Source organism: Bacillus sp. PS95 (assembly GCF_037963565.1).
Classification (GTDB): Bacteria; Bacillota; Bacilli; order Bacillales; family Bacillaceae; genus Bacillus; species Bacillus subtilis.
Genome location: NZ_CP150160.1, coordinates 3,494,517 through 3,516,255, shown reverse-complemented (window position 1 = coordinate 3,516,255; position 21,739 = coordinate 3,494,517). Strand labels below are relative to the sequence as shown.

Genomic DNA, 21,739 nt, shown 5'->3' with positions numbered 1-21,739 from the left:
AATACAATTGTTATAGTTTCGTAAATAGAAGGGGGAAAAGAGATGGTTCTTTTTAAAAAGGGGTTCGCCATATTGGCGGCATCATTTCTGGCAATCGGCCTTGCCGCCTGCTCAAGTTCAAAAAATCCAGCAAGCGCTGATGGCAAAAAGGTGCTGACTGTGTCTGTCGAAGAAACGTATAAAGAATACATTGAAAGCATAAAAACAAAGTTCGAAAAAGAGAATGATGTCACAGTAAAAATTGTTGAAAAGCAAATGTTCGAACAGTTGGAGGCGCTTCCTCTTGATGGCCCGGCGGGTAATGCGCCTGATGTTATGCTTGCTGCATATGACCGGATCGGCGGTTTGGGACAGCAAGGACATTTGCTTGACATTAAGCCATCTCATACAAAAAGCTTTGGTGATAAAGAAATGCAGCAGGTGACAGTTGACGGCAAAGTGTACGGAATGCCGCTAGTCATTGAGACACTTATTTTGTATTACAACAAAGATCTTTTAAAAACAGCGCCAAAAACATTTAAAGACCTTGAAAAGTTAACGGAAGATCCTCGATTCGCGTTTGCTTCGGAAAAAGGAAAATCAACCGGATTTTTAGCAAAATGGACTGACTTTTATATGTCGTACGGCTTATTGGCTGGATACGGCGGATATGTGTTTGGAAAAAACGGCACAGATTCCGGGGACATTGGCCTGAACAATAAAGGAGCTGTAGAAGCGGTGAAATATGCGGAGAAATGGTTTGAAACATATTGGCCGAAAGGAATGCAAGACAATTCAAGCGCAGACGACTTTATTCAGCAGATGTTTTTAGAAGGCAAAGCGGCTGCGATCATTGGCGGTCCTTGGTCAGCTGCCAATTATAAAGAGGTTAAATTGAACTACGGAGCGGCTCCCATTCCGACATTGCCCAATGGAGAAGAATATGCCCCTTTTGCGGGCGGGAAGGGCTGGGTAGCTTCAAAATATACAAAAGAGCCCGAGCTGGCTGAAAAATGGCTTGAGTATGCTGCAAATGATGCCAATGCTTACGCTTTTTATCAGAATACAAACGAAGTTCCGGCCAACACTGCCGCAAGGAAGAAAGCCGATGAGCAAAAGAATGAACTGACGTCAGCTGTGATTAAACAATATGAAACAGCGACGCCGACTCCAAATATTCCGGAAATGGCTGAAGTATGGACAGGAGCGGAAAGTTTAATTTTTGATGCAGCTTCAGGAAAAAAATCGACACAAACATCAGCGAATGATGCTGTAAACGTCATAAAGGAAAATATTAAAGAAAAGTATGTGAAATAAAACGGCGGGATAGCGTCCGGAAGAATAGAGGGCGGAAAAAAATGAATAAACATCACACACTTGCAAAGCAAAAACGAAAGGCAGGGCTTTTATCGATCATTCCAGGACTTGGGCAGATTGCGAATCAGCAGTTGTCAAAGGGGCTCTTATTTCTTGCCATCACAGGCTTGTTTGCTTTTGAATTATGCGTTTTCGGTATACAGGCGCTAACCGGATTGATGACATTGGGAAGTGTTCCCGGTGAAGACCACTCGCTGTTTATGCTGATTGAAGGCACGCTGCAATTGATCGTGACAATGATTTTCCTCATGTTCTATATCTTTAATATTCATGATTCGCGTAAGACCGCCGCTATGAAAGCGGCGGGTTTGGAAGTCAATACAACAGCCAAGGATATGATCTGTCATGCGGGCGATAAAGGGTTTCCATATCTATTTACACTTCCGGCATATATCATGATGGTGTTTGTGATTATCTTTCCGGTTTTGGTGACTCTGTTTGTTGCATTAACAAACTATGATTTTTATCATATTCCGCCTAATCGTCTGATTGACTGGGTCGGGTTTAAAAATTTCTTGAATATTTTTTTCCTTGGCTCCTATCGTGAAACATTTGTGAATGTACTGGGCTGGACGGTTATCTGGACAATCTGTGCAACAACGCTGCAAATCATTTTAGGTATTGTGACGGCCCTTTTCGTCAATCAGGATTTTATAAAAGGCAAGCGGATATTTCGAATGATTTTCTTATTTCCATGGGCTGTTCCGGCTTTTATTACAATCATGAGTTTTTCCAACATGTTTAACGACAGCATAGGAGCGGTGAATGCACAGGTGATTCCACTATTCAATCACCTGCCGTTTGTTGAGCTGCCTGCGATCGCGTGGAAGACTGATCCTTTCTGGACAAAGACAGCCCTCATTATGATTCAGACGTGGCTCGGCTTTCCATATATTTATGTCATGGTAACGGGAGTGCTTCAGGCGATTCCAGGTGAATTGTATGAAGCGGCAAAGATTGACGGGGCCACTTTTATTCAGCGTTTTCGGCATATTACATTCCCGATGATTTTATTTGCGACAGCACCCGTGATGATTACTCAGTATACGTTTAATTTCAATAATTTCTCGATCATCTACTTATTTAATGAGGGAGGGCCAGGCAGTGCGGGAGCCGGGGCCGGGTCGACCGATATCTTAATTTCGTGGATTTATAAACTGACAACAGGCACATCACCCCAATATTCCGTTGCGGCGGCTGTGACACTGTTAATTTCTTTCATTGTCATTGGGATTTCACTGATTGCTTTCAAAAAATCGAATGCTTTTGGCAATGAGGAGGTTATGTAGGTGAACGCGAGAACTGCCAGAATGCTTAATAAAATCTGTACGTATTTATTTTTGACGCTTTTAAGTATTGTCATTATATATCCGTTGCTGATTACGGCATCATCAGCCTTCCGTGTGGGGAATTCGGCGGCTTTTCAGCTCGATTTTTCGGGTTCTTGGACATTGGATCATTTTAAGCGGCTATTTGACGAAACGCTTTATCTCAATTGGTACAGCAATACACTTGTCATCGCGCTATCGGTCATGGTTTTGCAGGTTACGATTGTGACACTTGCCGGGTACTCGTACAGCCGCTATCGGTTTGCAGGCAGAAAAAAGAGCCTGATATTCTTTTTAATCATTCAAATGGTGCCGACAATGGCGGCGCTGACTGCTTTTTATGTCTTGGCGATGCTAATAGGCGCACTCGATCAATACTGGTTTTTAACAGCGATCTATATCGGCGGCGGAATTCCGATGAACACGTGGCTGATGAAAGGTTATTTTGATACTGTGCCGAGAGAAATTGATGAAGCCGCGCGAATTGACGGAGCGGGACATCTGAGGATTTTCGCTTCAATTGTTCTGCCGCTTGTTAAGCCAATGCTCGCGGTGCAAGCGCTTTGGGCATTTATGGCACCGTTTGGCGATTATTTGCTGGCAAAGTTTTTGCTTCGCTCACCGGAAAGGCTGACCATCGCTGTAGGATTACAATCCTTTATTTCTAATCCCCAGCAGCAAAAAGTAGCTCTATTTGCAGCCGGTGCCATCCTTGCCGCACTGCCGATATGCGTTCTATTCTTTTTTCTCCAAAAGAACTTTGTGTCCGGTTTGACGGCCGGCGGAACAAAGGGGTAATTCAATGAAGAATCTGGAGAATAAAAGCTTTATCATCCGCTGCCTGAAGGCGGCTGCATCTCCATCAGGTGTTTGCCGCTACGGGAATACCTTCAGCTGGCTGCAGCTCTCTTTTCTCTTTATGTTTTTAACGGCCTGCTTAATGGCGCCGTTAGCGGTTTCGTTTGTGAAAATGGATCGCTTCAGCGTTGCATCTTTTATGCCGTCAGCGATTCAAGGGGTTAATGATCAATTTGCTGATCAATTACAGGGTTTTCAAATCAGGAACGGAAAACTAACAGGCGGGAAGAGCTCTGAGAGGATTGAAGATGGGCAGAATGTGATGGCAGTTGATATGAAGCATGAATATGAGACAAGCGGTGAAAATGGGCGATTGAAAGTAACTGGATTTGAAAACGCTGTCATATTTCAACCTGATCAACTGGTGATCACCGATCAAAACGAAACGGGGTTTTCTGTTGGCTATGCGAAACTGGACGTTAAGCTCGAGAAACCAAACGTCCATGATGTAGAGGTTTTGATCGATACATTATGGTTGGCACAGTATAAGCCGATGATCATGATGCTGGCATATGCGGTAATCTTTATGATCCAGCTTTTGTTAACGTTTGTTCTTGCAGGTGGCCTCTGGATCACAAAAATATCAAACATGATCTCTATTGCGTCATTCAAGGAAGCAGTATCTACGGCGATTTGCGCCTCGGCACTGCCGGCATTTGCGGCAGCTGCTATCGGCATGGTTCATTTTGATTTGATTACTGTATTGATGATCCATTCGTGTGGCGTTACTTTGATGATTTCTTTTGCATTTAGATATTTGACCAAAACCCGCCGTGATAATGGAAACTTACATTCGGGAGGAAATGATGATAAATCAGCGGTTATTTGAGATTGATGAATGGAAAATCAAAACAAATACATTTAATAAGGAGCATACACGGCTGCTGGAAAGCCTGACGTCTCTTGCCAATGGCTATATGGGGGTCAGAGGGAATTTTGAAGAAGGCTATTCAGGCGACAGTCACCAAGGCACATATATTGCAGGCGTGTGGTTCCCCGACAAAACGCGAGTAGGCTGGTGGAAAAACGGGTATCCAGAATATTTCGGAAAAGTGATCAATGCGATGAACTTTATGGGCATAGGCCTATATGTTGACGGTGAAAAAATCGATCTCCATCAAAACCCAATCGAATCATTTGAGGTAGAACTCAATATGAAAGAGGGGATTCTGCGGCGAAAAGCTGTTGTCCGCATTCAAGATAAAACCGTCAGAATCAGGTCAGAGCGGTTTCTTAGCCTTGCTGTAAAAGAACTCTGTGCGATTCATTATGAAGCGGAGTGCCTGACGGGACATGCTGTCATTACGCTTGTTCCTTACCTGGATGGAAATGTGGCAAATGAAGATTCTAACTACCAAGAACAGTTTTGGCAGGAGGAAGCGAAAGGTGCTGATTCTCACAGCGGCCATTTAGCGGCAAAAACGATCGAAAATCCATTTGAAACATCGCGCTTCACGGTTTTAGCCGCGATGGCAAACGAGACGGAGGGTTTTGTCAATGAAAGCTTTAAAACGAATGAAATGTATGTCGAGAATCGCTACAGCTACCAAACGAAGGCATCTTTGAAAAAGTTTGTGATTGTCACGACTTCACGTGATTTTCGTGAGGAAGAGCTTTTATCAAAAGCCAAGGAGCTTTTGGCGGATGTGGTTGAGTACGGCTATGAAAAAGCAAAACGGAGGCACACTGATCGATGGAAGGAAAGATGGGCAAAAGCGGACATTGAGATTAAAGGAGATGAGGAGCTTCAACAAGGAATCCGCTACAATATCTTTCAGTTATTCTCGACATATTACGGGGGCGATGCCCGTTTGAATATCGGGCCGAAAGGATTTACTGGCGAGAAATATGGAGGTGCCGCATATTGGGATACTGAGGCGTACGCCGTTCCGATGTATTTGGCGACAGCCGAGCCGGAGGTGACGAAAAACCTGCTTTTGTATCGCTTTCATCAGTTGGAGGCTGCCAAACGAAACGCTGCAAAATTGGGGATGAAGGGGGCACTTTATCCGATGGTGACGTTCACCGGTGATGAATGCCACAACGAATGGGAAATCACCTTTGAAGAAATTCACCGCAATGGCGCGATCTGTTATGCGATCTACAATTATATCAATTATACAGGCGACCGAGACTATATGGAAGAATACGGGATAGACGTACTTGTGGCAGTCAGCAGATTTTGGGCCGACCGTGTTCACTTCTCGAAACGAAAAAATAAGTATATGATCCATGGCATCACTGGGCCGAATGAATACGAAAACAACGTTAACAACAATTGGTATACGAATGTCATTGCGGCTTGGACGTTGGAGTATACTCTACAAAGTCTCGAAAGTATCTCAGCGGAGAAACGCCGCCTTCTGGATGTGCAGGAAGAAGAATTGAAAGTCTGGAGAGAAATCATCCAGCACATGTACTATCCGTATAGTGAAGAACTGCAAATTTTCGTTCAGCATGACACGTTCTTGGACAAAGACCTGCAAGCAGTAGATGAATTAGATCCAGCGGAGCGGCCTCTTTATCAGAATTGGTCATGGGACAAGATTCTCCGCTCCAATTTTATTAAGCAGGCAGATGTTCTCCAGGGCATTTATCTTTTTAATGACCGTTTTACAATGGAAGAAAAACGGCGAAACTTTGAATTTTATGAGCCGATGACTGTTCATGAATCAAGCCTATCGCCCTCTGTCCATGCGATTCTCGCAGCCGAACTCAAGCTGGAAAAGAAAGCGCTCGAATTATATAAGCGCACAGCAAGGCTTGATCTTGATAATTACAATCATGATACGGAAGAAGGCTTGCATATTACTTCAATGACGGGTAGCTGGCTGGCAATCGTTCATGGCTTTGCAGGCATGCGCACCGCGAATGAGACGCTGTCATTTGCTCCGTTTTTGCCGAAAGAATGGGATGAATATTCATTCAACATCAATTATCGAAACCGATTAATCAATGTGACGGTTGACGAAAAGCGCGTTATTTTTGAGCTTGTAAAAGGCGAGCCGCTGCACATGAACGTTTATGAGGAGCCAGTTGTCCTACAGGGACGATGTGAAAGGAGAACGCCTAATGAGTGAATGGTGGAAAGAAGCTGTCGTTTATCAAATTTACCCGCGCAGTTTTTATGATGCCAATGGAGATGGATTCGGAGATTTGCAAGGTGTGATTCAAAAGCTGGATTACATCAAAAATCTCGGGGCGGATGTCATCTGGCTCTCCCCGGTATTTGATTCCCCGCAGGATGACAACGGATATGATATCAGCGATTACAAAAACATGTACGAAAAGTTTGGGACAAATGAAGATATGTTTCAGCTGATTGATGAAGCCCATAAACGCGGAATGAAAATCGTCATGGATTTGGTCGTGAACCACACATCAGATGAGCATGCTTGGTTTGCTGAAAGCCGCAAGTCGAAGGACAATCCTTACCGGGATTATTATTTTTGGAAAGATCCTAAATCGGACGGCTCAGAGCCGAATAATTGGGGATCGATCTTTTCAGGCTCAGCGTGGACATACGATGAAGGAACAGGGCAGTATTATTTGCACTACTTTTCGAAAAAACAGCCTGATTTAAATTGGGAAAACGAAGCCGTTCGCCGGGAAGTTTATGATGTAATGAGATTCTGGATGGATAGAGGCGTTGACGGCTGGCGGATGGATGTGATCGGCTCTATTTCTAAATACACCGATTTTCCGGACTACGAAACGGATCACAGCCGCAGCTATATTGTTGGCCGTTATCACTCTAACGGCCCACGTCTTCATGAGTTTATTCAAGAGATGAACAGGGAAGTGCTTTCTCATTACGACTGCATGACAGTCGGAGAGGCAAACGGCTCTGATATTGAAGAGGCGAAAAAGTACACAGATGCAAGCAGGCAAGAGCTGAATATGATCTTTACATTTGAACATATGGATATTGATACAGAACAAAACTCGCCAAATGGGAAATGGCAGATCAAGCCGTTTGATTTGATTGCTTTAAAAAAGACGATGACAAGGTGGCAGACCGGGTTAATGAATGTCGGCTGGAATACCCTGTATTTTGAGAACCATGACCAGCCGAGGGTTATTTCCCGCTGGGGCAATGATGGGAAGCTGCGTAAAGAATGTGCGAAGGCATTTGCAACGGTTCTGCACGGCATGAAAGGAACGCCGTTTATTTACCAGGGAGAAGAAATCGGCATGGTCAACAGCGATATGCCGCTGGAGATGTATGATGATCTTGAAATAAAGAATGCATATCGTGAACTAGTCGTCGAAAACAAAACGATGTCAGAAAAAGAGTTTGTCAAAGCCGTGATGATAAAAGGAAGGGATCATGCGAGAACACCGATGCAGTGGGATGCCGGAAAACATGCGGGATTCACAGCCGGAGACCCGTGGATACCGGTAAATTCCCGCTATCAAGATATCAATGTGAAAGAGTCTTTGGAAGATCAAGATTCGATTTTCTTTTACTATCAGAAGCTCATTCAATTACGAAAGCAATATAAGATTATGATATATGGCGATTATCAGTTGTTGCAGGAGAATGATCCGCAGGTCTTTTCTTACCTTCGAGAATATCAAGGGGAAAAGCTTCTTGTCGTTGTGAATTTATCGGAAGAAAAGGCTCTGTTCGAAGCGCCTCCAGAACTGATTCAAGAGCGTTGGAAAGTGCTGATTTCAAACTATCCGCAGGAGCGGGCTGACTTAAAGAGTATTAGCCTCAAACCTTATGAAGCTGTGATGGTCATTAGTATATGAAAGCGGTCATTTTTGATTTAGACGGAGTGATAACAGATACGGCTGAATATCATTTTCTCGCTTGGAAGCATATCGCAGAACAAATCAATATTCCTTTTGACAGAGACATGAATGAAAGGCTAAAAGGAATCAGCAGAGAAGAGTCACTTGAAAGCATATTGATCTTTGGCGGTGCGGAAACAAAGTATACAAATGCGGAGAAACAAGAGCTTATGCATCGGAAAAATCGCGATTATCAAATGCTGATCAGCAAATTGACGCCGGAAGATCTTTTACCGGGGATTGGCAGGCTCCTATGTCAATTGAAAAACGAAAATATAAAAATCGGGTTAGCATCTTCAAGTCGCAATGCTCCTAAGATTTTAAGACGTTTGGCAATTATCGATGATTTTGATGCCATTGTTGATCCGACGACTCTTGCGAAGGGGAAGCCTGATCCTGACATCTTTTTAACAGCTGCAGCGATGCTCGATGTTTCCCCTGCTGATTGCGCGGCAATAGAAGACGCAGAAGCAGGCATTTCCGCAATCAAATCTGCAGGGATGTTTGCGGTTGGTGTCGGTCAAGGACAGCCGATGCTTGGTGCTGATCTAGTTGTGAGGCAGACGAGTGATCTAACACTTGAGCTGTTACACGAGGAATGGGAGCAGTTTAGAATCAAAAGTGTTTAAATGAAAAAACCTGCAAGAGACGCAGCTCTTGCAGGTTGTGTTATTACTTTTTGTCTTCTGTGTGAGTCAAAATTTTGTCAATCAGGCCGTATTCAAGCGCTTCTTCAGCAGACTTGAAGTTATCACGGTCTGTGTCACGTTCGATCACTTCAAGCGGCTGGCCAGTACGTTCAGCAAGGACTTTGTTTAATTTGTCGCGAAGCAAGAGAATGCGTTTCGCGGCAATTTCAATTTCTGTCGCCTGACCTTGCGCACCGCCAAGTGGCTGGTGAATCATGACTTCACTGTTTGGAAGCGCATAGCGTTTGCCTTTTTCGCCGGCTGCAAGCAGGAACGCGCCCATTGACGCAGCCATACCGATACAAATTGTAGATACCTTCGGCTTAATAAACTGCATGGTATCATAGATCGCCATACCGGCTGTAATAGAGCCGCCCGGGCTGTTGATATAAAGAGAAATTTCTTTTTCAGGGTCTTCTGCTGCTAAGAATAAAAGCTGTGACACGATGGAGTTCGCAACGTTGTCATCAATCGCAGATCCAAGCATGATGATACGATCCTTTAATAGACGAGAATAAATGTCATACGCTCTTTCCCCGCGGTTCGTTTGTTCAATGACTGTAGGTATTAAATTCATAATGCTCCTCCTTCACCTTTTAGGTAAGTATGTAGTTACATGATACATTTTTGGTCAATAAAGGTCAAACAAAAAGCTGGCCTGATATGCAAAGTCGTCTCTTTTTCCCATTTTCCCCAAAAATACAGGGGTTCAAACCATCGTATGTCAGATTGCCAATTAAGATGCTTTGTCTATTTAAAAAACGGCCTCTCGAAATAGAGGGTTGTTATTTGAATGGAATTATCGTATAATTAGTTGTGCTGACGTTCTCATAATGCAGTCATTCTGCGCTCGTAGCTCAGTTGGATAGAGCGGTGGTTTCCGGTACCACGTCTGTCGGGGGTTCGAATCCCTCCGAGCGCGTCCAATAGAACAACAGGAAAGACAAGGGTTTGGCGATTTGCCGCTCTTGTCTTTTTTTGTGTGAAAAAGGGAATTGCATACCTTAGAGTAACATTTCAATTACATTCTTTAGTTTGAACCCTCACTTTCAAAAGAAGAAGTATGAATTGATTTTTTCATTCATCTTATTAGCTTGTGATTAACAAACCTTTAAAAAAATCCGGTTCTACCCATTGCCTGTATTTATTTTGAGAATCTTCTCTCGGACAAAATTGTATAAGCGAGAATTGATTTAAAATAAATAATTATTTGCTCCCCCAGTTCTTCTCTATAAATTGATTCGCAGGCTGTAAGTTTGTTTTGTTCGCAATTTCAATGACAGCGGGAACGACGGCAGGGTCCGTTTTGGAGAAGTTCGGAATCCGCGGATCTAACCGGAAAAAACGATCTCCCAGAAGATTCGCACTGACCATGGATTCATAGTACCCATTACCGCCAGCAATCATCTGAAGAAATGGCAGTAAAGGTTCATTAGGCGACCTGTCCAAAAGGACTCCCCAATTTGGAGGAAGGTTCTTCAGATTTTCGGGACGTATGTTATCTGCACTTACCATTCCCCATCCCCTCGTATCTCTTCTTAACCGAGTCGGGGCTTCACCTGTTCCGATGGACAATACCGCAATTTGATCCAATGGCACGTTGGCTTTACCAACTGCAAACGCGATACTGGCTGTACTGGGATTCGTTGCTACTACATATCCGTCCACGTAGTTTTGATAGGCGCGTTGCGTCGCGGGAGCACCGCTGCTCCGCAGTATGACATCACTCACTTTTTCATTTAAATAGGGAGAGCCGGGAAAATTGTGAAATAAGACAGGAGTCCAACGGTCCAGTTTTTGAGAGTATAATTTGAATGATGGGACAACAATTCGTTTTCTTAAATCTATAAGTTGAAGATCTGCTGGGAAAAAATTTCTTACCGCTTTAATAAAACCGGAATAGGGTAATTGTTGGTTGAAAACAGGTCCGCCTGGCCGGGAAATGCTGAATGCGGGCAGGATTTCATCCTCAAAATACTGAAGTGTTTCCCTCGGAGATCTTCCGCTTGCTAATGCAAGGGCAGTAAATGAACCGATTGAATTTCCCGAAAATACATGGGTTCGACTAATTAATTTCGGGTTTTGCCTAGCCAATCTGTTTAACAGTTGCAAACTTAAAGCACCTAAGGTACCGCCGCCGTCAAAGGTCATAATCCGATATTTTGCCAAAGCTGATGTCTCCTTTCTACATACATTCAGTATATGATGATCTAGAGCCTGTTGTATGGATGTATACCTCTGGTACTAAACACTTCTTCATCGCTCTTTTCTTTTGGCCTAAACGAATATTCACTCCGAAAAAAACTGGACACTGCTCCTAAAAACGATAAGAAAAAACGCTTGTTGGAGGATTGGACAGGAAGTTTGCTCAAAATTGTTTGAAAAATGTTTCTCAGCAGACCTTACCGACGAAAAAGGCCTTAGCGTATTATATTTATAGTTCGTAGATCATTTGTCTATGCGATTATCCAGCTCCTGCATATTTTAGTATCTGAATCGAATTTCTTTGGGAGTGAAATAATATATGGGATCAACACAGTTGACAGGGCGTGTAATCTTCAAAGGAGACCCCGGCTATACAGAGGCTATTAAGAATTGGAACCCTTATGTGGATGTCTATCCTCTTGTCTTTGTTTTTGCGCAAAATTCATACGATGTAAGTAATGCCATTAAATGGGCTCGTGAGAATAAAGTGCCCTTACGTGTCAGAAGCGGTCGCCATGCTTTAGATAAGAACCTTTCAGTAGTAAGTGGAGGAATTGTTATTGATGTGAGTGACATGAATAAAGTTTTCTTAGATGAAGAGAACGCGATTGCAACCGTTCAAACTGGTATTCCCGTTGGCCCGCTTGTAAAGGGATTAGCTCGAGACGGTTTTATGGCTCCGTTTGGAGATAGCCCAACAGTTGGAATCGGGGGAATTACGATGGGCGGCGGATTTGGTGTACTCTCACGATCGATTGGCCTTATAAGTGATAACCTTCTCGCGCTGAAAACGGTAGATGCAAAAGGAAGGATTATTCATGCAGATCAATCTCACAATGAGGATTTGCTATGGGCTTCTAGAGGCGGAGGAGGAGGTAACTTTGGATATAATACCCAATATACATTCAAAGTTCATCGTGCCCCTAAAACTGCAACCGTCTTCAATATTATCTGGCCGTGGGAACAATTAGAAACGGTATTTAAAGCTTGGCAGAAATGGGCTCCGTTTGTAGATGAACGATTAGGATGCTACCTTGAAATTTACAGCAAAATAAATGGTTTGTGTCATGCAGAAGGAATTTTCCTCGGTTCGAAAACTGAATTGATTCGATTATTAAAACCTTTATTACATGCGGGAACTCCAACAGAAGCAGATATCAAAACATTATACTATCCAGATGCTATAGATTTCTTAGACCCTGACGAACCCATCCCTGGCAGAAATGATCAGAGTGTTAAATTCTCCTCGGCTTGGGGTCATGATTTTTGGTCTGACGAACCCATTTCAATCATGAGAAAATTTTTGGAAGATGCTACTGGAACAGATGCCAATTTCTTTTTTATCAATTGGGGTGGTGCTATAAGCAGAGTCCCTAAAGACGAAACTGCCTTTTTTTGGCGCCATCCAATATTTTATACGGAATGGACGGCTAGTTGGAAAAATAAATCACAAGAAGATTCAAATCTTGCATCAGTTGAAAGAGTGCGTCAGCTGATGCAACCATATGTAGCAGGTTCATATGTTAATGTTCCAGATCAAAACATTGAAAACTTCGGAAAAGAATATTATGGCGCAAACTTTGCGCGGCTTCGAGAAATAAAGGCGAAATATGACCCCGAAAATGTATTTCGTTTTCCGCAAAGCATCCCGCCATCTCGTTAAAGTTTATTAAAGACAGAATCAATGACTCATATTAAAAAGCACTTGAATGGTTTCCGGTATCTTGTCTGTCGGGGTGCGAATCCCTTCAGTGCGTCCAATCAAACAACAGGAAAGACAATGGTTTGGCAACTTGCCACTCTTGTCTTTTTTGTTTTGTTTCATTTCATAAATCTTTTCCGCTGAAACATAAATGTTCCTCCGCTTGGGCACGTTATGAAATGTGCAATATTGAATATGGGAGGAGGATGAACATGGGTATTTTAAGCGGAAATCCGCAGGATGAACCGATGCATTACGGTGAGGTATTCGGCTTGTGGAGTTATGTGATGGCGGGCAATAAAATGGTCGGCAATTACCAAATGCTATTGAATCATGTCGGTGATGACGACCTGAAGAAACTGCTTCGTGAGTCTATTGAGAAATGCCAAGATGAAATCAAACAGGTCAGCACGATCCTGAAAGAAAACGGGGTGGCGCTGCCGCCGGCTTCTCCTGAACCGCCGACAGCAGATCTTAACGACATTCCGCCTGGCGCACGGTTTCTCGATCCGGATGTGGCGGCCTCCGCGGCAGCAGAAAATGCTGCAGGTCTGGTGACATGCAGCAAAATGATGGGGCAATCGATTCGTGAGGATATTGCCATGATGTTTGGGCAATTTCATATGTCGAAAGCGGCAACCGGCGCAAAATACTTAAGGCTGCTAAAAAACAAAGGCTGGCTCATCCCACCGCCGCTTCATCTTCAAAAACATCACGAAGCTTAATGGCAAAGGCATATACAGCTGTATATGCCTTGATTTTATGAAGATGACGTAAGACGCAGGCCGATGACGCCAGCTAGGATAAGGCAAAGTGAAATCACCTGTGAAAGCTGAAACCGCTCCTTAAACCAGATGAGCCCGACCGCCGAAACACCAATGCTTCCAATGCCAGTCCAGACGGCATATGCGACTCCGGCAGGCAGGACGATCATCGCTTGGGAAAGGCAGTAAAAGGATAAGCCGAATCCAACAGTCATCACAATGATTGGCCATTTTTTTCTTGTTCCGTCTATATATTTCATGGCAATGGCAGCTATAATTTCTTCTATGCCGGCAATCACTAATAAAAACCATGCCATTATTGTTCACCTCCCGGCTGAGATTCGCTTTCTTTCGTAAATAATTTCATTCCTAAAATGCCAGCCAGCAATAAAGCTAAAAAGAACATTTGGGCTGCTGAGAAGGATTCGCCCAGAACAATTCCAGTCAGATATGTTCCGACGGTTCCGATTCCCACAAACACAGTGTACGCCGCGGCCATCGGGATTTTTTGATAAGAGCGGATCAACAGGATAAAGCTGACCGCGATTAAGATAAAAATGATGATCCAATCCAAAAGCGAATCGGCATGTTTGAGGGAAGAGGCCCAAACAACTTCTAAAAGCCCTGCAATAAAAACAAGAACCCAATTCAAATGAAACACCTCTCTATTTTTATGAATGAACGTCAGTCATTTTTAGAATATTAAAAAATGAGCGGTGTTACCCAGTCATTTTTTAAGCAGTACCTAAGCTCCGTTTTAAGAAAGTAAAGATTTCTTTTTTATACACTTCAACATTTTCATCTTGTTCAAATCCGATATAGAATCGTTCTGCAGTATTCTCGACCAAGTTGATAATCGTTCTGGCCGTCCATTTTGAATTGATTCCTTCCGTTACCTCATGGTTTGCAATGGCCTTGTTGATGATTTTTTCAAGCCAGGAATAATAAGGCTGATAGATCGTCTCCCATTTTTCCATGGAGTGGTCGATCGCAAGCCCGGAATAACAGAGGACAATAATATCCTTATGGCGTTCTGTAATGAGAAATGTCTCATCAATTAATATATCTAAAACGGTCCAAAAATCCTCGTCCCCATGCAGCCTACCTTTGATTTGATCAAGTGTATGGGTGAGAAGATTTTCTGCAATGGCCGGTATGAGGGCATTTTTAGATGAAAAATACAAATAGAATGTTCCTTGGGCAGTGCCGGCCTTTTTGACAATATCAGAAATAGAAGCTTTGTCGAGGCCTTTTTCAGAAATGACTTCTATGGCCGCCTGCAAAATTTTTTCGTATTTACCCGATGTTTGTTTTGGCATGAGGAACACCTCCAGTAATGACTGACTCTCATTCATTTTATCGCGTGTATGTTTGTTTGTAAAGAATAAAGAAGCAAGAAAACCTCTTGCTTCTTTATTTATCATAATCAATGGCGGCTTTTGGGAGCCCGGTATACTTTGCCCAGTAATAAATCGCAAGTGAGCCGATCGCGACTAAAATGAGGTCGACGGGATTGCTGATAATCCCTAAACCATGTCCGAAAGAACCGATGTAGGAAAAGATTAGCATCATAATATAAAACCCGATAAGCCACCAGGCTGATTTCAGCTGCTGAGCAAGGCTGACATCTTCTTTAGGCGTATATTTGCTGAAACAGAGATAGATCAAAAACATCACGAGTTGTGAACCGAGCAGCCAGGAGACTGTTTTCCATCCTGACCAATACACGATAAACGCTGTAAATATAAAGGAAAGCGGCCCGATAATGCTCATTCCCTTTAAATAAAACGGCCTGTTTAAGTCCTTCGCGTTGACCCTCAGCGCAGCTGAAGAAATGGGTGCAATCGCATATGAAAGAATGAGCGCGACTGAACAGACATTGACGAGCGCGTTCCACGAAGGAAAGGGAAGTGTCCAGAAAATGGACAGGGCAAACGAAAGCCAAAGCGAAGCGCGGGGTGTCCCCGTATCTTTATTGACCTTTGAGAATATGCCAAATAATGTGCCGTTACGCGCCCAGGCGTAAACAAGGCGGGATGTCGTATTCATAAAGATATTCCCGTTTCCTCCGGGAGACAGAATGGCGTCTAAAATGACAAGCGTTGCAAGCCAGCCTAACCCGAGCATGACCGCAATATCCTTAAACGGCAATGAGAACTCCCGGCCAATTGCCGGCCAGCCATGTTTCAGTGTTTCTGTCGGGATTGCACCAATAAAGGTGACCTGCAAAACAGTATAAATGATGGTTGAAACGATGATGCAAATGATTAAAGCGATCGGGATATTGCGTTTTGGATTTTGGACTTCACCTGCTACAGATACAATCGGATGCAGGCCGAGATACGCAAACATGACGCCGCCTGTCGAGATGGCAGCCTGAATACCTGTAAATCCAAACGGTGCAAATCCTTGAACGGATAAATTCTCAGGCTGAAAATGAAAGATCAGCACAATAATGATGGTAATCGGCACAATATATTTAAAAATCGATATGATGAAATTCGCCTTAGCGAAGGTTTTGACGCTCCAATAATTCAGCAGGAAAAACAAGCATAATAGGGCAAACTGCAAGATCCAGCCGGAAATGGTCGGCGAATCAGATCCTTTAATGGTCAGGCCGGGAAACCAATAGGCCACATACTGGCGCACAGCTGTCACTTCAATTGAAATCAAGCTTGTATAAGCGACAATCGTGACAAACGAAATTAAGTAGCCGACAAGGTGGCCATGTGAATAAACGGGGTATCGAATGATGCCTCCGGTACGGGGCAGAGCGGCTCCGAGCTCCGCATATACAAGCCCGATTAACAAAATAATGGCTCCTCCGAGGATCCAGGAAAAAGCGCCGGAGGGCCCTGCTTTTGAAGCGACATTACTGACAGCGAACAGCCACGCTGATCCAAAGATGGCTCCCATCCCAATCAAAATCAGATCAAACAGCGACATTGATTTTTGAAAATTTCCTTGTTTAGACATTCGCTTCCTCCTTTGAAACCAGCCTTATATTCCTTACAATGCCCAATATGTAACAGAGAATACCGCTCCTAATAAAAAAACAGGGGCAGCCTGCGCCGCCCCTGTTTTTATTCATGAATCGAATCAAAGTGTTTCACTGTTATATTTTTGAAGGAGGCTGTGCCGCCGTCAGAATAAAGGGTAATTCCTTTATCTTCAGGTTTTGGGAAGACTTCATTTGAAAAAACGGTTTTCCCGTCGCCAACAAATACTTCTATCGTTGTTTTATCGACAAGTATTTTCAAATGCACCTTACGTTTGTTTACATCATAAGGAGCTTTGCTTTCGACATAGGTATTGCTTTTGTCAGGTTGATTTGTGGCTGCTCTATTGACATAAGCATAGCCGCCTTCAGCGAAAATACCGACATCAATATGGCGTTTTTGGTCTTCTGATTCTCTGAGCCTGACGCCTGCATTCTTTAGCTCTGACCAAGAAAGATCCGTATCAAGCTGGTACGTATCACCTGTTATCGACAATGTTTTTGATCCGTTCACATCCTGATCCTCTATTTCGTCAGTTGAAACAGTCAGCTGCTCCAAAGCTTCAATCGGCTGTGAGACGAGGCTGTATGTTCCATCCTGCTCCTTCAGCCGGAGTTCGCGTATGACAGAATCTGTGCCGTTAAAGCCGTTCTTCATTGTCGGGGTGTTGTTGGCATAATCCCAATTGTTCATCCAGGCAAGCGCATACCGCTTTTCTAATGGATCTGTGCTTTTGCTGTCTTCGAACGTCACACCGCCATACCAGTCGAAGCCATAGTCAAGCCATTGGGCTTCAGTCTGATCCGCTTTGAATTCTTTTCCGTCGAAGCTTCCGGTCCAGTAGGCGTACGTATTTGGTTTGCCCCACGGTTTGCCATTCGCGCTGGCACCGAGAACCCACTTATTCGTTCCGTCGCTTGCCCGCATGATGTAGAGGTCGGGGCATTCCACCATTCCCGCCTGTTCTGGGAAGAATCCGCTTGTGTAATGCCAGTCCTTAAGATTATCGGATTCATAAAAGCCGATTTTTGATCCTTCAGCCATGACCATGACCCATTTGTTATCTTGGTCATCCCATATGACTTTCGGATCTCTGAAATCGTCTGTACCCGGATTAGGCATAACGGGGTTGCCACTGTAGAATTTGAATGATTTTCCCTTATCTGTGCTGTACCACAAATATTGTTCCTGTTTTTTGTCTTTGGCTGAGGGCTGTGTCACAATCGCGACAAGCGCATTTTTCCCAAAGCCGGCTGTGTTCTCTTTATCAACCACGACGGAACCGGTCCAAATGTCACCGTCCGGGTTTGTATATTTCGGAATCGCCACGCCTTCATCGGTCCAGTGCACCAAATCCTCTGAGACGGCATGGCGCCATTCTGTGCCGTTGCCTTTTGGGTAATCCCGGTTATATAGATAGAAATAATGATACTTGCCATCAAAATAGATCGGTTTTTGAGGGTCATTTTTCCATTTATCCGGCGTCGTAAAATGATATGCCGCCCGGTAGTCCGGCTTCTGTTTTGATTTTGTTTTTTGGTCATGTCCTTCTTTTGGAAATAAGTCGATAAACAGCAATATTCCTAAAAAGGTTAGGAATACGGTTAGCCATTTGCCTGCTTTTATATAGTTCATATGGGATTCACCTTTATGTTGATAAGAAATAAAAGAAAATGCCAATAGGATATCGGCATTTTCTTTTGCGTTTTTATTTGTTAACTGTTAATTGTCCTTGTTCAAGGATGCTGTCTTTGACAACAGATGTTTTCTTGCCTTTGATGTTCAGCAGGAAGCTTGGCGCAAACGTTGATTGTTTGTCTGCGTAGAATCCTCTGTTTGTCATATAGCTTGTAATCACGACATTGTTTCCTTTCGCTTGAGGTACAGCGAAGTGTGAGTAAGTAAAGGTTACATCGTTAGGATCAAGATCCATTTTTAACACAAGGCCAGTTTTGTTCAGCGGCTTGTATGGGCCAGTTAAAGAATTAGAAACATAGCCAAGCATGTAAATATCGTTAGACGTAATGCCGTCAATCGTCATTTTTGATCCGCGGGAGTCAGTGAACAGGTACCATTTGCCGTTCATTTTAAAGACGTTCGCGCGTTCAATTTCATCTGTTACTGTGTTAGATGCAATCAGCGGTTTCATCACTTTTTTCAGTGTGTAGTCATCATTTAGCTCGATCATGCCGAGTGCGCCGTTTGCTAATTCAGCAGTGCGCTTTTTATCACTTTGCAGAAGCTTTTGACTTTCTTGACGGAAGAATGATGTGCTTTTGCCATAGTATGCTTTGTTAAATAAAGATTCTTCGCCTTGGTAGCCATCTTCAGTTCCAGTGTTTGCTTCAAATACTAAGTATTTGTGGCCTTTATCTTCTACGTAGTGAGGATCTCTCAGCGTATGGTTGTCGCCTGAGCTGTAGTTGCCTTCATCGATGAACTGCTGTACATTTTGATACGTTTTGCCGTCACCGTCAAAGATTGATTTATAATCCTCTACACCGTTGATGTTCAGAGAGCTGTCTGATGCTGATACGTTAACCTGTGCAGTTGTCAGTGTTTGTTTGCCGTAATGTTTACCGGAGAAATCAGTGTAGAATAAACGGATTTTTCCGTCAGATGTAAATGTGGCTGAACCTGACCATTCTTGCGTTTGGTCTTTTAGGATAGAATCATTTGCATCGAATTTGTCGCTGTCTTTAAAGACGCGGCCAGCGTTTTTCCAGCTGTCAATAGAAGTTTCGCCGACTTTTTGATAGAACATGTAAATCGATGTGTCATCCGCATTTTTAGGATCTCCGGCTAATGCAAAGACGATGTGGTAGCCGTGATAGTTTGCGACAGTGCCGTCAGCGTTTTGTAATGGCCAGCTGTCCCAAACGTCCAGGCCTTTTGCAGAAGAGATATTTTTAATTGTGGACGAATCGAATTCAGGCACTTGATATTTTTCATTTTTTTGCTGTTCAGGGATTTGCAGCATATCATGGCGTGTAATATGGGAAATGCCGTATGTTTCCTTATATGGCTTTTGGTTCGTTTCTTTCGCAAACGCTTGAGTTGCGCCTCCTGCCAGCAGTGCGGTAGTAAAGGTTAATACTGTTGCTTGTTTTGCAAACTTTTTGATGTTCATCGTTCATGTCTCCTTTTTTATGTACTGTGTTAGCGGTCTGCTTCTTCCAGCCCTCCTGTTTGAAGATGGCAAGTTAGTTACGCACAATAAAAAAAGACCTAAAATATGTAAGGGGTGACGCCAAAGTATACACTTTGCCCTTTACACATTTTAGGTCTTGCCTGCTTTATCAGTAACAAACCCGCTCGATTTACTTTTCGACCTCATTCTATTAGACTCTCGTTTGGATTGCAACTGGTCTATTTTCCTCTTTTGTTTGATAGAAAATCATAAAAGTATTTACGGTCTACGGGCCTAAAGAACTAAAAAATCTATCTGTTTCTTTTCATTCTCTGTATTTTTTATAGCTTCTGTTGCATGGGCATAAAGTTGCCTTTTTAATCATAATTCAGAAAATATCATAATATCTCATTTCACTAAATAGTAGTGAACGGCAGGTATATGTGATGGGTTAAAAAGGATCTCTAACTGAAGGGTTTTTCAAAATATTTGAAACGTTAGTAGGTTAGTAACGTACAGAGATATGGGAGGTGGAGGAATGAAGCAGAATAAAAGAAAGCATCTTCAGACGTTATTTGAGACATTAGGCGAAAAACATCAGTTTAACGGGGCGGTTCTGGCTGCGGAGGGTGGCGATATTTTATATCATCACTCTTTTGGTTATGCGGAAATGACGGAAAAACGCCCGTTGCAAACCAACTCTTTGTTTGAGTTAGCGTCTTTGTCAAAGCCTTTTACAGCATTGGGAATCATCTTGCTGGAGGAGAAGGGGATTCTTGGCTATGAAGATAAAGTGGATCGCTGGCTGCCCGGTTTTCCGTATCAGGGCGTAACGATTCGGCATTTATTGAACCATACGTCAGGGCTTCCTGATTATATGGGATGGTTTTTTGCCAATTGGGATTCACACAAGATTGCGGTGAATCAGGATATTGTCGATATGCTGATGAATGAGGGGCTATCTGGTTATTTTGAACCGAATGAAGGCTGGATGTACAGCAATACGGGGTATGTGCTGCTGGCATTTATCATTGAAAAAGCATCTGGCATGAGCTATGCGGATTTTAAGAAAACAAGTATTTTTTCACCGATCGGCATGAATGAAACAAGAGTGTATAACAGGAGGCTTTCGCCTGAGCGAATTGATCATTATGCATATGGATATGTGTATGATGTACATTCCGAAACATACGTCCTCCCTGATGAGCTGGAGGAAACGAACTATGTTGTGTATCTCGATGGCATACAGGGAGATGGGACGGTGAACTCTGTCACAAGCGATTTGTTTCGATTTGATCAGGCTTTATATCAGGACGATTTCATCAGCAAGGCTTCTAAGGAATCTGCGTTTTCTCCAGTGCGCCTCAACAATGGAGAAACAATTGATTATGGCTTTGGCTGGGTACTGCAAAATAGTCCTGAAAAAGGGCGGATTGTCAGCCACAGCGGAGGATGGCCCGGCTATTCGACGTTGATGATCCGATATATCGATCATCGTAAAACACTGATCTATTTGAGTAATAAGGAAGAGGATACTGAATATGAACAAGCGATTCTGAAGGCGGCGGAACATATTCTATTTGGCCAGCCATATGAGGTCCCGGAACGTCCTGCTGATAAAAAGAAAAAAGCAATTGATACGGCGATATACAGCCGCTATGTTGGCAGCTACCTGTTGCAGGATGGAACGGCTGCACAGGTGACAGCCGAGAATGAACGGCTTTATTTGGAGATCACCGGACAGCTGAGACTGGAGTTATTCCCTTCCTCGGAAACCCGTTTCTTTCTGCGAGCATTGTCTGTTGAAGTCGAGTTTATGTTAGGCGGGGATGCTGCGAAAAGCTTTATCCTCTATGAGGATGGCTCAGAAGAAGAAGCGGTCCGTACAAATTAGAAAGGAATGAATTT

18 protein-coding genes and 1 tRNA gene are annotated in these 21,739 nt (G+C 43.4%); 11 read left to right on the top strand and 8 right to left on the bottom strand.

Annotated elements, in window-relative coordinates:
- Window positions 1-42 precede the first annotated feature (42 nt).
- From mdxE to pgmB, 7 genes are read left to right on the top strand one after another with little or no spacing between them, the layout of a single operon-like run.
- Window positions 43-1,296: a maltodextrin ABC transporter substrate-binding protein MdxE gene (gene mdxE, locus NSQ12_RS18350; RefSeq protein ID WP_069322925.1), complete on the top strand. Its 1,254-nt coding sequence runs from the start codon at window positions 43-45 to the stop codon at window positions 1,294-1,296.
- A gap of 41 nt (window positions 1,297-1,337) precedes the next feature.
- Window positions 1,338-2,645, top strand: coding sequence for a maltodextrin ABC transporter permease MdxF (mdxF, locus tag NSQ12_RS18345; RefSeq protein ID WP_029318351.1), 1,308 nt, complete (start codon window positions 1,338-1,340; stop codon window positions 2,643-2,645).
- Window positions 2,646-3,482, top strand: a complete 837-nt coding sequence (gene mdxG / locus NSQ12_RS18340) for a maltodextrin ABC transporter permease MdxG (RefSeq protein WP_080479591.1) — start codon at window positions 2,646-2,648, stop codon at window positions 3,480-3,482.
- A 4-nt stretch (window positions 3,483-3,486) separates the two neighbouring features.
- The gene (locus NSQ12_RS18335) at window positions 3,487-4,371 is read left to right on the top strand and encodes a DUF1189 domain-containing protein (protein WP_167408460.1); all 885 of its coding nucleotides are present in this window, start codon (window positions 3,487-3,489) and stop codon (window positions 4,369-4,371) included.
- The gene (gene mdxK, locus NSQ12_RS18330) at window positions 4,349-6,622 is read left to right on the top strand and encodes a maltose phosphorylase (RefSeq protein WP_339175309.1); all 2,274 of its coding nucleotides are present in this window, start codon (window positions 4,349-4,351) and stop codon (window positions 6,620-6,622) included. The genes NSQ12_RS18335 and mdxK overlap by 23 nt, the downstream gene beginning before the upstream one ends.
- Complete coding sequence (malL, locus tag NSQ12_RS18325; RefSeq protein WP_088327025.1) at window positions 6,615-8,300, top strand: oligo-1,6-glucosidase; 1,686 nt, start codon at window positions 6,615-6,617, stop codon at window positions 8,298-8,300. Before mdxK ends, malL begins: the two co-directional genes overlap by 8 nt.
- Window positions 8,297-8,971 (top strand): beta-phosphoglucomutase, encoded by a 675-nt coding sequence (gene pgmB, locus NSQ12_RS18320; protein ID WP_088327023.1) that lies wholly within the window; start codon window positions 8,297-8,299, stop codon window positions 8,969-8,971. Before malL ends, pgmB begins: the two co-directional genes overlap by 4 nt.
- A 43-nt stretch (window positions 8,972-9,014) precedes the next feature.
- On the opposite strand, the gene clpP is transcribed toward pgmB, so the two are convergent.
- Window positions 9,015-9,608 (bottom strand): ATP-dependent Clp endopeptidase proteolytic subunit ClpP, encoded by a 594-nt coding sequence (gene clpP / locus NSQ12_RS18315; RefSeq protein ID WP_003228214.1) that lies wholly within the window; start codon window positions 9,606-9,608, stop codon window positions 9,015-9,017.
- Window positions 9,609-9,877: 269 nt separating this feature from the next.
- Between clpP and NSQ12_RS18310 the strand changes: the two genes are divergently transcribed.
- Window positions 9,878-9,953: transfer RNA gene (locus NSQ12_RS18310), tRNA-Arg, on the top strand.
- A gap of 284 nt (window positions 9,954-10,237) precedes the next feature.
- Here NSQ12_RS18310 and cotR read toward each other — a convergent pair.
- Window positions 10,238-11,200: a sporulation hydrolase CotR gene (gene cotR / locus NSQ12_RS18305; RefSeq protein WP_003243674.1), complete on the bottom strand. Its 963-nt coding sequence runs from the start codon at window positions 11,198-11,200 to the stop codon at window positions 10,238-10,240.
- Between the two features lie 355 nt (window positions 11,201-11,555).
- Here cotR and NSQ12_RS18300 point away from each other — a divergent pair, with 355 nt between their 5' ends.
- Window positions 11,556-12,899, top strand: a complete 1,344-nt coding sequence (locus NSQ12_RS18300) for an FAD-binding oxidoreductase (RefSeq protein ID WP_029725961.1) — start codon at window positions 11,556-11,558, stop codon at window positions 12,897-12,899.
- Window positions 12,900-13,150: 251 nt separating this feature from the next.
- The gene (locus NSQ12_RS18295) at window positions 13,151-13,663 is read left to right on the top strand and encodes a DUF3231 family protein (RefSeq protein ID WP_003243249.1); all 513 of its coding nucleotides are present in this window, start codon (window positions 13,151-13,153) and stop codon (window positions 13,661-13,663) included.
- A 35-nt stretch (window positions 13,664-13,698) separates the two neighbouring features.
- On the opposite strand, the gene NSQ12_RS18290 is transcribed toward NSQ12_RS18295, so the two are convergent.
- From NSQ12_RS18290 to sacB, 6 genes are all read right to left on the bottom strand, one after another.
- Window positions 13,699-14,019, bottom strand: a complete 321-nt coding sequence (locus NSQ12_RS18290) for a QacE family quaternary ammonium compound efflux SMR transporter (protein ID WP_003228222.1) — start codon at window positions 14,017-14,019, stop codon at window positions 13,699-13,701.
- A complete protein-coding gene (locus NSQ12_RS18285; protein ID WP_038429685.1) occupies window positions 14,019-14,354 on the bottom strand; it encodes an SMR family transporter in 336 nt (111 codons plus the stop codon). The genes NSQ12_RS18290 and NSQ12_RS18285 overlap by 1 nt, the downstream gene beginning before the upstream one ends.
- An 82-nt stretch (window positions 14,355-14,436) precedes the next feature.
- On the bottom strand, window positions 14,437-15,021 hold the full coding sequence (locus NSQ12_RS18280; protein WP_003244443.1) for a TetR family transcriptional regulator: 585 nt from the start codon (window positions 15,019-15,021) through the stop codon (window positions 14,437-14,439).
- A gap of 94 nt (window positions 15,022-15,115) precedes the next feature.
- A complete protein-coding gene (aspP, locus tag NSQ12_RS18275) occupies window positions 15,116-16,678 on the bottom strand; it encodes an aspartate/proton symporter AspP (protein ID WP_003228228.1) in 1,563 nt (520 codons plus the stop codon).
- 107 nt (window positions 16,679-16,785) lie between these two features.
- Window positions 16,786-18,336 carry a 2,6-beta-fructan 6-levanbiohydrolase gene (levB, locus tag NSQ12_RS18270; protein ID WP_088327021.1) on the bottom strand — a complete coding sequence of 517 codons (1,551 nt, stop codon included), beginning with the start codon at window positions 18,334-18,336 and terminating at the stop codon, window positions 16,786-16,788.
- Between the two features lie 73 nt (window positions 18,337-18,409).
- Complete coding sequence (gene sacB, locus NSQ12_RS18265) at window positions 18,410-19,831, bottom strand: levansucrase (RefSeq protein ID WP_001022105.1); 1,422 nt, start codon at window positions 19,829-19,831, stop codon at window positions 18,410-18,412.
- A gap of 538 nt (window positions 19,832-20,369) precedes the next feature.
- On the opposite strand from sacB, the gene NSQ12_RS18260 reads away from it, so the two are divergent.
- Window positions 20,370-21,725 carry a serine hydrolase gene (locus tag NSQ12_RS18260; protein ID WP_088327020.1) on the top strand — a complete coding sequence of 452 codons (1,356 nt, stop codon included), beginning with the start codon at window positions 20,370-20,372 and terminating at the stop codon, window positions 21,723-21,725.
- The last annotated feature ends 14 nt before the right edge of the window (window positions 21,726-21,739 follow it).

What these genes read in the sequence shown, in the direction of transcription:
- mdxE (WP_069322925.1), top strand. Translation starts at nt 43, where the DNA reads ATGGTTCTTTTTAAAAAGGGGTTCGCCATATTGGCGGCATCATTTCTG.
- mdxF (WP_029318351.1), top strand. Translation starts at nt 1,338, where the DNA reads ATGAATAAACATCACACACTTGCAAAGCAAAAACGAAAGGCAGGGCTT.
- NSQ12_RS18335 (WP_167408460.1), top strand. Translation starts at nt 3,487, where the DNA reads ATGAAGAATCTGGAGAATAAAAGCTTTATCATCCGCTGCCTGAAGGCG.
- mdxK (WP_339175309.1), top strand. Translation starts at nt 4,349, where the DNA reads ATGATAAATCAGCGGTTATTTGAGATTGATGAATGGAAAATCAAAACA.
- malL (WP_088327025.1), top strand. Translation starts at nt 6,615, where the DNA reads ATGAGTGAATGGTGGAAAGAAGCTGTCGTTTATCAAATTTACCCGCGC.
- pgmB (WP_088327023.1), top strand. Translation starts at nt 8,297, where the DNA reads ATGAAAGCGGTCATTTTTGATTTAGACGGAGTGATAACAGATACGGCT.
- clpP (WP_003228214.1), bottom strand. Translation starts at nt 9,608, where the DNA reads ATGAATTTAATACCTACAGTCATTGAACAAACGAACCGCGGGGAAAGA.
- NSQ12_RS18300 (WP_029725961.1), top strand. Translation starts at nt 11,556, where the DNA reads ATGGGATCAACACAGTTGACAGGGCGTGTAATCTTCAAAGGAGACCCC.
- NSQ12_RS18295 (WP_003243249.1), top strand. Translation starts at nt 13,151, where the DNA reads ATGGGTATTTTAAGCGGAAATCCGCAGGATGAACCGATGCATTACGGT.
- NSQ12_RS18290 (WP_003228222.1), bottom strand. Translation starts at nt 14,019, where the DNA reads ATGGCATGGTTTTTATTAGTGATTGCCGGCATAGAAGAAATTATAGCT.
- NSQ12_RS18280 (WP_003244443.1), bottom strand. Translation starts at nt 15,021, where the DNA reads ATGCCAAAACAAACATCGGGTAAATACGAAAAAATTTTGCAGGCGGCC.
- aspP (WP_003228228.1), bottom strand. Translation starts at nt 16,678, where the DNA reads ATGTCTAAACAAGGAAATTTTCAAAAATCAATGTCGCTGTTTGATCTG.
- levB (WP_088327021.1), bottom strand. Translation starts at nt 18,336, where the DNA reads ATGAACTATATAAAAGCAGGCAAATGGCTAACCGTATTCCTAACCTTT.
- sacB (WP_001022105.1), bottom strand. Translation starts at nt 19,831, where the DNA reads ATGAACATCAAAAAGTTTGCAAAACAAGCAACAGTATTAACCTTTACT.
- NSQ12_RS18260 (WP_088327020.1), top strand. Translation starts at nt 20,370, where the DNA reads ATGAAGCAGAATAAAAGAAAGCATCTTCAGACGTTATTTGAGACATTA.